Raw genomic sequence first — 442 nt, 5'->3', positions numbered from 1 at the left:
CGCACATCGCTGACGGCTCGACAGGGGTGTCCCGCGCCGGCCGGGGTGTCCTGATCAGCTGCGAACTCACGCGCACGATCAGCCCGCAATTCCTGACGGCCGAAAGGCTTGCGAATCGTGACGTCCGCGACGCAGAACACGAAGAGCGCGGCGGGTCCGAAGGGCAGCCCGCCGCGGTGCTCACGACGTCGCGGCCTACCGTCGTCGAACTTGCCTCGGAGGAGCAGGTGGCGGACACCATCATCATGCCCGTCGTCGACGATCGTGTGCACTACAGCCGCGGTTCCGGGTACCTCATCGGGCTGCAGGGCGTCGTCGTCGCGTCCGATGACGGGCAAGCCCTGCCGTCAGGGCTGCGGTACGTGCAGTTCGACGGTGAGGATTGGCCAACAGTCGTCGCGGTGGCAGGCCTGGACCGGATGTAGCTGACCTTCGTCGCCAG

General features: G+C 67.4%; 1 protein-coding gene. It reads left to right on the top strand.

All coding sequences use genetic code 11. From position 1 onward, the window contains the following. The coding region (locus ITJ56_RS18140) for a hypothetical protein (protein WP_194632027.1) at positions 1–425 on the top strand (425 nt) is incomplete at its 5' end. Positions 426–442 lie beyond the last annotated feature (17 nt).

The organism is Curtobacterium sp. VKM Ac-1376, assembly GCF_015351025.1.
Taxonomy (GTDB): Bacteria; Actinomycetota; Actinomycetes; order Actinomycetales; family Microbacteriaceae; genus Curtobacterium.
This window is presented reverse-complemented; position numbering and strand designations above follow the sequence as displayed.